The organism is Burkholderia sp. Bp9031 (assembly GCF_003857965.1).
Taxonomy (GTDB): Bacteria; Pseudomonadota; Gammaproteobacteria; order Burkholderiales; family Burkholderiaceae; genus Burkholderia; species Burkholderia ambifaria_A.
Window position 1 is genome coordinate 1 of record NZ_QTPW01000067.1, and the last position, 6,096, is coordinate 6,096.

Below are 6,096 nucleotides of genomic sequence, written 5' to 3' on the forward strand. Positions count from 1 at the left end.
GGCCTTGTCTGTCACGCGCCGAGTGAGTGGGATAGCACGAACAACGAGGGACGCTATGCGAGGCTGCTCGATGAGGGCGGCTTTTACCACGGTAACGAGAAGGGCTACAGGGATTTCCTCAAGTACCTGAAGGAAGTTCAGTTTTGGGACAAAACGGGGATTCCAGCAGGGCAGAAGCTGTGGTTTTTTCATCCGCTTGAGTTCATTCGTCACTTCAGACGATGCGGCTGGTTGGATTTGAGAGAGCAAATTCAACTGCTTCCTCGTAGTTCAATGCCCGACGCCGGCGGCGATATTTCATGGGCGGAGAGTAATAAGCGATTTACAGAAGGAAACAGCGATGCTCGGGGGGAGTCGCCTCGGCGGATGTGGTTGGCGCTCAATCATGTGTATCGTAAATACGGGTTGGGAAATGGCAGTCTTCGAAGGGCGCATTTTCTCGGTCAGGTATTAAAAGAAACAGGTGCACTATGCTCGACAAGAGAGAATGGCAATGCGGAATATTTTCGAAAAATGTACGAGAGCTACTCTGCGAGTGATGCGGCCTTCGATTTTGATAATAAGAATGCGTGGCTGGGCAGGCTTGGCTTCTTGAAAGGCAGGGATCGCGCAACATACATAGCTCAGCGACCCGCGGAGGTTCAGAGTAAAGCGATTGCTGGCGAGAATATAAAACTAGGCGACGGCCCGCGTTTCTGTGGGCGTGGGTTAATTCATCTAACTTGGAGAAAGGGTTATCGGGAATATGGCGAGTACTGCTTAGACTCTAGTTTCAAGTGCAACACCTTGGATGAGGTAGGGTGTTGCAATGACGAAATACCAGCATCTGAGCGCCGAAGAGCGCGCGGCGATCATGATCGAGAGGACCAGAAACACGAGCGTCAGGGCGATTGCAAGGCTGCTTGGTCGCAGCGCGTCGACGATCACGCGAGAACTGGCACGCAATCGTACGGAATCGTCTCGCTGTTATGACGCCACGAGCGCGGCTAGAGCCTACCGGGCGCGCCGCGAGCGAAGTCGGCGTCCGGCGAAGCTGGCAACAGGAAGCGCGCTGTACTGGCAAGTGCATCACGACCTGGTTTATCGGCGCTGGTCGCCGCAGCAAATTGCTGCCAAACTTCGCGAGATGCATCCAGATAATCCCGAGCAACGCGTCAGTCATGAAACGATCTACGCGGCGATTTATACCCATCCCCGCGGCGGCTTGAAGCAGGCGATGATCGAGGCCCTGCGCCAGAACAAGCCGGTGCGCGGCAACGCGCGCAAGACGTTGGCCCGCAAGAGCTTTGTACCGGAAGAACTGCGCATCATCCATCGACCCGAGGCAATCGAAACGCGCCAATGGCCCGGTCATTGGGAAGGCGATCTCATCAAAGGCGCCTTCAATCGCTCCTGCGTCGGTACCTTGGTCGAGCGCAAGACCCGGTTCGTCGTGCTGTGCCGCATGGATGGGTGTACGGCCCAGGACGCACTGGAGGGGTTCACGCGCCAGATGAAGAAGCTCCTGGCCTTTCTGCGTGAGAGCCTGACGTACGATCGTGGATCGGAAATGACTTGTCATGTCGAGCTGGCTGAACGACTGAATCTGGACATCTGGTTCGCAGATCCCTACGCCCCTTGGCAACGGGGCAGCAACGAAAATACCAACGGCCTGCTGCGCCAGTTTCTGCCCAAGGGGGCCGACCTGTCAGGCGTCACCCAGATGCAATTGAACGACATTGCCAAACTGATGAACGGCCGCCCTCGCCAAACCCTCAACTGGAAAACCCCTGAAGAGGCTATGGCGATGGAATTGACTGCCGCCGGATTGGCTAAACGTTGCACTTGATTCTTGAGACCACCCTGTGCCAGGGATTTTACGAGTGATCCTAATCCACTTCTTCTTCAAAGTGATGCCGAAGTGGCTGCGGATTCTGCTGGCTATTTCTGGGTCAGAACTCGAATTGACAAAAAGGCCGACAAAGGTGCTGGCGATTTTGACGTCAAGGCATGTTTTCGCTTGGTAGGAGGTGCTGGTGGATTGCCTGCGCGTCAACAGTTTTTTCGTTATGCATATTTTGTCCTTAATGATGCGTCAAACTTTGTAGCAGAAACAAATTTAAGGCGTCAAGAGGAGGGGTGATTGCGATTTGATATTGGAGAGGTAATATCTTTGCGGTGCTCGGGAGTTTTTCGTTGAGCGAGGGTTGACTGTTATGCGTGAACAACGATTTTTTGCATTTAGCATCTCATTTCTGATATTTTTTTTGTTGTCCACACCTTGGTCTCGCGCCGCCATCCCCTCCGCCGTTCAGGATGCGGTGAAGGCTCGTGCTGACGAAAATCATAAATTGCAGTCGCCGCTTGTTGATGCTGGTCCTGTGATGCAAGGGGTGTATATTTATTTTGTGGCGAACACATCTAAGGTGCCTGGTTATTCTAAAGATAATAGACCATATATACTTGATGCGCATATGCTGTTTGCTGATGAAAGCCGCGTTTGGCATGACGTATTATTTGATCGCTATTTGAAAGATGATGGGGCCCCGGAAATATCTGATGTGTTTTTTGTGAATTTTGGGCGAGATCGAGAAGATAAGAGGGTGGTTATTTTGGTGCGAACACCGCTTAATCATTACGATTATGGTGGGGAGTACTATGACGGTTATATCTACAAACTTATCGGTGACCCTCGAACGGGGGTTGTTTTTGCTGCGCTGCAAAGTGATGCCAGTGCACCTTTCTTGGATCAATGTGAATGCGATCTCGCTGATGGGCGCTCCATTCATGCGCGTTACAAAGATGCTGAGTCGATTCGTAAGGTGCTCGAGAAAAAATATCCCAACTTATCTCCGGTGAAGTAACCAAGTAATTAGGAGAGGGTTGTTGGTCATTTTTGCTCGATATCGGTAAAAAAGAGTTGGTGGGCGATACCGGAACATTGAAGTTGCCTCGGGTTATGGGAAGAGTTATTGAACAATATGGCGTCGATGGCTTGTCGCTCTGCTGGATAGAAGTGCAGTAGACCTTCGTGGGTCGCAGGCAGATTTTATTTCTATTTATATGCTAAAGTCGAGGTTGCGTTTGATTATGAGGTGGGCATAGATGTCGGGATATGTGATGTTGCGATTGGCTCCAATCAAGAATCGATACTTGTCTCTAGTCGTTTTGGGTTTTATATTGTAGATGTAGGGGGTGCGGAAATTAAATCGCCCGGCGCCTCTTTTGGGGTTGCGGTTTTCAAGGCGGAAATGTAAGCTTGCCAAGCGACTCCGAGTTCAAGCGGCTAGCAGTAACTAAAATGGCCAATCCGTATGATGCAAAAAGTCCTCCTTTGTATTGGTGTGAGATGAAAGATGCATATCAAGTGCTATGGGATGTGGTGTGAGAAAATATTCTTCTTTGATTTTGCTTTTAATATCTCTCGGTGACGTGAGTGCGGAAGTTGTCAGTTCGTGTGATGGGCGTTATTTGGCGACCGATGTCGTTCGTGGTCGAATGGCAATAGAAAAAGACGGTAAAAATTTCGGGTCTGCAAAGGGTAGGGCATGCCATTCATGGAGGGGTATTTAGTCTTGATAACTCGATGTTGGTTGTATTTGGACTGCCCAACAAGATTGATGTAAGTTATCCCCAGGTGATGCATATATCTGTATTTTCATTGGGGTCAAAAATAGAAATTATCGAAAGTCAGGTGTACGGTGGTGCCGTTTATGATGCTGCCTTTAGTGTCGACAAAAAATATATAGTAGTGAGCAATCAATTTGGAGTTGATGTGATTGATGTGGTGGAGAAGAGGTCTAGTTCATTTGATATAGCGTATCTTCCGAAATTCGATGTTCAGCAATGTCATGCAAGGTGATGTATTGGAAATTAAGTTTCTGATTCCCGATTCGGTAATTTTTTTATGGTCTCTATATCTCGGTCTCGCGCAATTGACATTCCGGCTGCCGTTCAGGATGGGGTACAAGTTCGCGCCGACGAAAATCCTCCCCCCGCGGGCCAGTGTTTAACGCCCGCCCGGTCGGCCGGCGTACGGCGGCAGCGGCGTGGCAAAGCAATTCTTGGATTGACCCGCCGCTCCGATGCCACCACAAGCACCCGTTACTCCTACGCGATCGTATCGACCACGCCGCCGTCGACGCGCAACGCCGCGCCTGTTGTCGCCGACGCCTGCGGCGAGCACACGTACACGACGAGATTCGCGACTTCCTCCGTCGTCGCCGGCCGCTGGATGATCGAGCTCGCGCGCTGGCTGCGCACGAAATCCACCGCGACGTCGTCGATGCTGCGACCCGTTTCGTCGGCCGTCGCTTTCAGCATCGCCCGCACGCCTTCCGACATCGTCGGCCCCGGCAGCACCGAATTGACCGTCACGTTAGTCCCGGCCGCGACCTTCGCGAGCCCGCGCGCGATCGCCAGTTGCGCGGTTTTCGTGAACCCGTAGTGAATCATGTCGACCGGGATGTTTAGCCCCGATTCCGACGAAATGAACACGATGCGGCCCGCGTTGCGCTCGAGCATGCCCTTCAGGTAATGCCGCGCGAGACGCACGCCGGACATCACGTTCATCTGGAAGTAGTGCGTCCATTCGTCGTCGTCGATGTCGAAGAATGCCTTCAGCCCGTAGATGCCCGCGTTGTTGACGAGGATGTCGGCCTCGGGCGTGTGCTGCGTGATGCGCACGGCGCCGGCGGCGTCGGACAGGTCGGCGGCGACGCCGTCGACGTTCGCGTCGGGTACCGCGGTGCGCAGCAGCGCGAGCGCGGCTTCGACCGACTTGTCGCTGCGTCCGTTGATGACGACGCGTGCGCCTGCGTGCGCGAGCCCTTCGGCGATCGCCAGCCCGATGCCTGCGGTGGAAGCGGTGACGACCGCGGTCTTGCCTGTCAGATCGATGTGCATGAGCGTACCGGTTGGAAGAGGGAACGAGAGGGAACGGAATCCGCCGCGTCTGCCGCGGCGGCCGGAATTCAAAGCTTAGGCGATTCGGGCAGGAAGCGTCGGCTCGCTGTTGCATCGTGCCGAGCAGTCTTGTACGGTGTGCGTTCGCCGTCCGATCCGGGAGCCTGTCGCGTGAGCCGTTCCGCCAACACCCTCGCCGTGCCGTCGCCGTTCTGGCGCGACACCGCGCTGCCGTTCATCGAGGCGCGCACCGTCGACGACGGGCGAACGATCTGTTACGCGAAGCACACACACGACACGTTTTCGCTCGGCGCGATCGTCGGCGGCACGAGTACCTACCTGAACGGGGCGACGAAAGAGCATGTCGGGCGCGGCGTGCTCGTGATCATCGATCCGGAGCAGGTGCATGCATGCAATCCGTACGGCCCCGACGCATGGGCGTACCGGATGGTCTACGTGGACGTGCCGTGGCTCGCGCATCTGCAGCATTCGCTTGGGTGTGATCCGAACAGCGATTTTCACGGGTTTTCGCCGAAGTTGACGGAACGGCGCGACCTGTTCGCGCAATTCGGCCGCTTCTACCGCACGCTCGTCGCGCCCGGCGTCGATCCGCTCGGCAAGGAAAGCGCGGCCGTCGAATTCTTCACGCGGCTGCACGGTGCGCTCGATCGCGAACTACCCGGCGCTGCACGACGCGGCGTCGACAATGCGAAGCTCGCGCGGGCGGCCGACTACATCGCCGCGCATTGCCGCCAGGCCGTCACGCTCGATGCGATCTGCGCGGCCGCGGACCTGTCGCCGTCCTATCTGATCCGCGCGTTCAACGCCCGCTACGGGATGACGCCGCACGCGTTCCTGATCGACCGCCGCGTGCAGTACGGTCGCACGGAGCTGCGCCGCGGCCGGCCGATCGCCGACGTCGCGCTCGATGCGGGCTTTGCCGACCAGGCGCATTTCCAGCGCGCGTTCCGGCGTATCGCGGCCGCCACGCCGGGGCAGTATCGAAGCGCCGCGAGCTGAACGGTAAACGTTAGGCGGTGCCGGCACCGCACACCGCACACCGCTTGCCGCTTGCCGCCATCGACCACCGGCGGCATCCGCCGCGACCTCACACACCGAAGCAACGACGCTAGATAGTCGGCCTTGAACAATTCGCAAAGGCTTGTGCAGCAAGGCTCGATAGCTGAAACGGTGTTGTGAGATTTGCAAGGC

At 55.6% G+C, this 6,096-nt stretch carries 6 protein-coding genes; 5 read left to right on the forward strand and 1 reads right to left on the reverse strand.

All coding sequences use genetic code 11. The features are described from left to right. The 4 genes from DIE15_RS37980 to DIE15_RS36335 form a co-directional block, all read left to right on the forward strand. Positions 1-972: hypothetical protein (locus DIE15_RS37980; protein WP_260428452.1), on the forward strand; the 972-nt coding region annotated here is incomplete at its 5' end. Continuing rightward, complete coding sequence (locus DIE15_RS36320; RefSeq protein WP_260428453.1) at positions 854-1,828, forward strand: IS30 family transposase; 975 nt, start codon at positions 854-856, stop codon at positions 1,826-1,828. The genes DIE15_RS37980 and DIE15_RS36320, both read left to right, overlap by 119 nt. Positions 1,829-2,195: 367 nt before the next feature. Continuing rightward, positions 2,196-2,843, forward strand: a complete 648-nt coding sequence (locus DIE15_RS36330; protein ID WP_124835853.1) for a hypothetical protein — start codon at positions 2,196-2,198, stop codon at positions 2,841-2,843. Between the two features lie 722 nt (positions 2,844-3,565). Then, positions 3,566-3,841 carry a hypothetical protein gene (locus DIE15_RS36335; protein ID WP_124835854.1) on the forward strand — a complete coding sequence of 92 codons (276 nt, stop codon included), beginning with the start codon at positions 3,566-3,568 and terminating at the stop codon, positions 3,839-3,841. A 248-nt stretch (positions 3,842-4,089) separates the two neighbouring features. Here the strand turns inward: DIE15_RS36335 and DIE15_RS36340 are convergent, their stop codons facing one another. After that, positions 4,090-4,884, reverse strand: a complete 795-nt coding sequence (locus DIE15_RS36340) for an SDR family NAD(P)-dependent oxidoreductase (RefSeq protein ID WP_057930195.1) — start codon at positions 4,882-4,884, stop codon at positions 4,090-4,092. 171 nt (positions 4,885-5,055) lie between these two features. Here DIE15_RS36340 and DIE15_RS36345 point away from each other — a divergent pair, with 171 nt between their 5' ends. Continuing rightward, entirely contained in the window at positions 5,056-5,904 is an 849-nt protein-coding gene (locus DIE15_RS36345; protein WP_124835855.1) for an AraC family transcriptional regulator, read from the forward strand. The last annotated feature ends 192 nt before the right edge of the window (positions 5,905-6,096 follow it).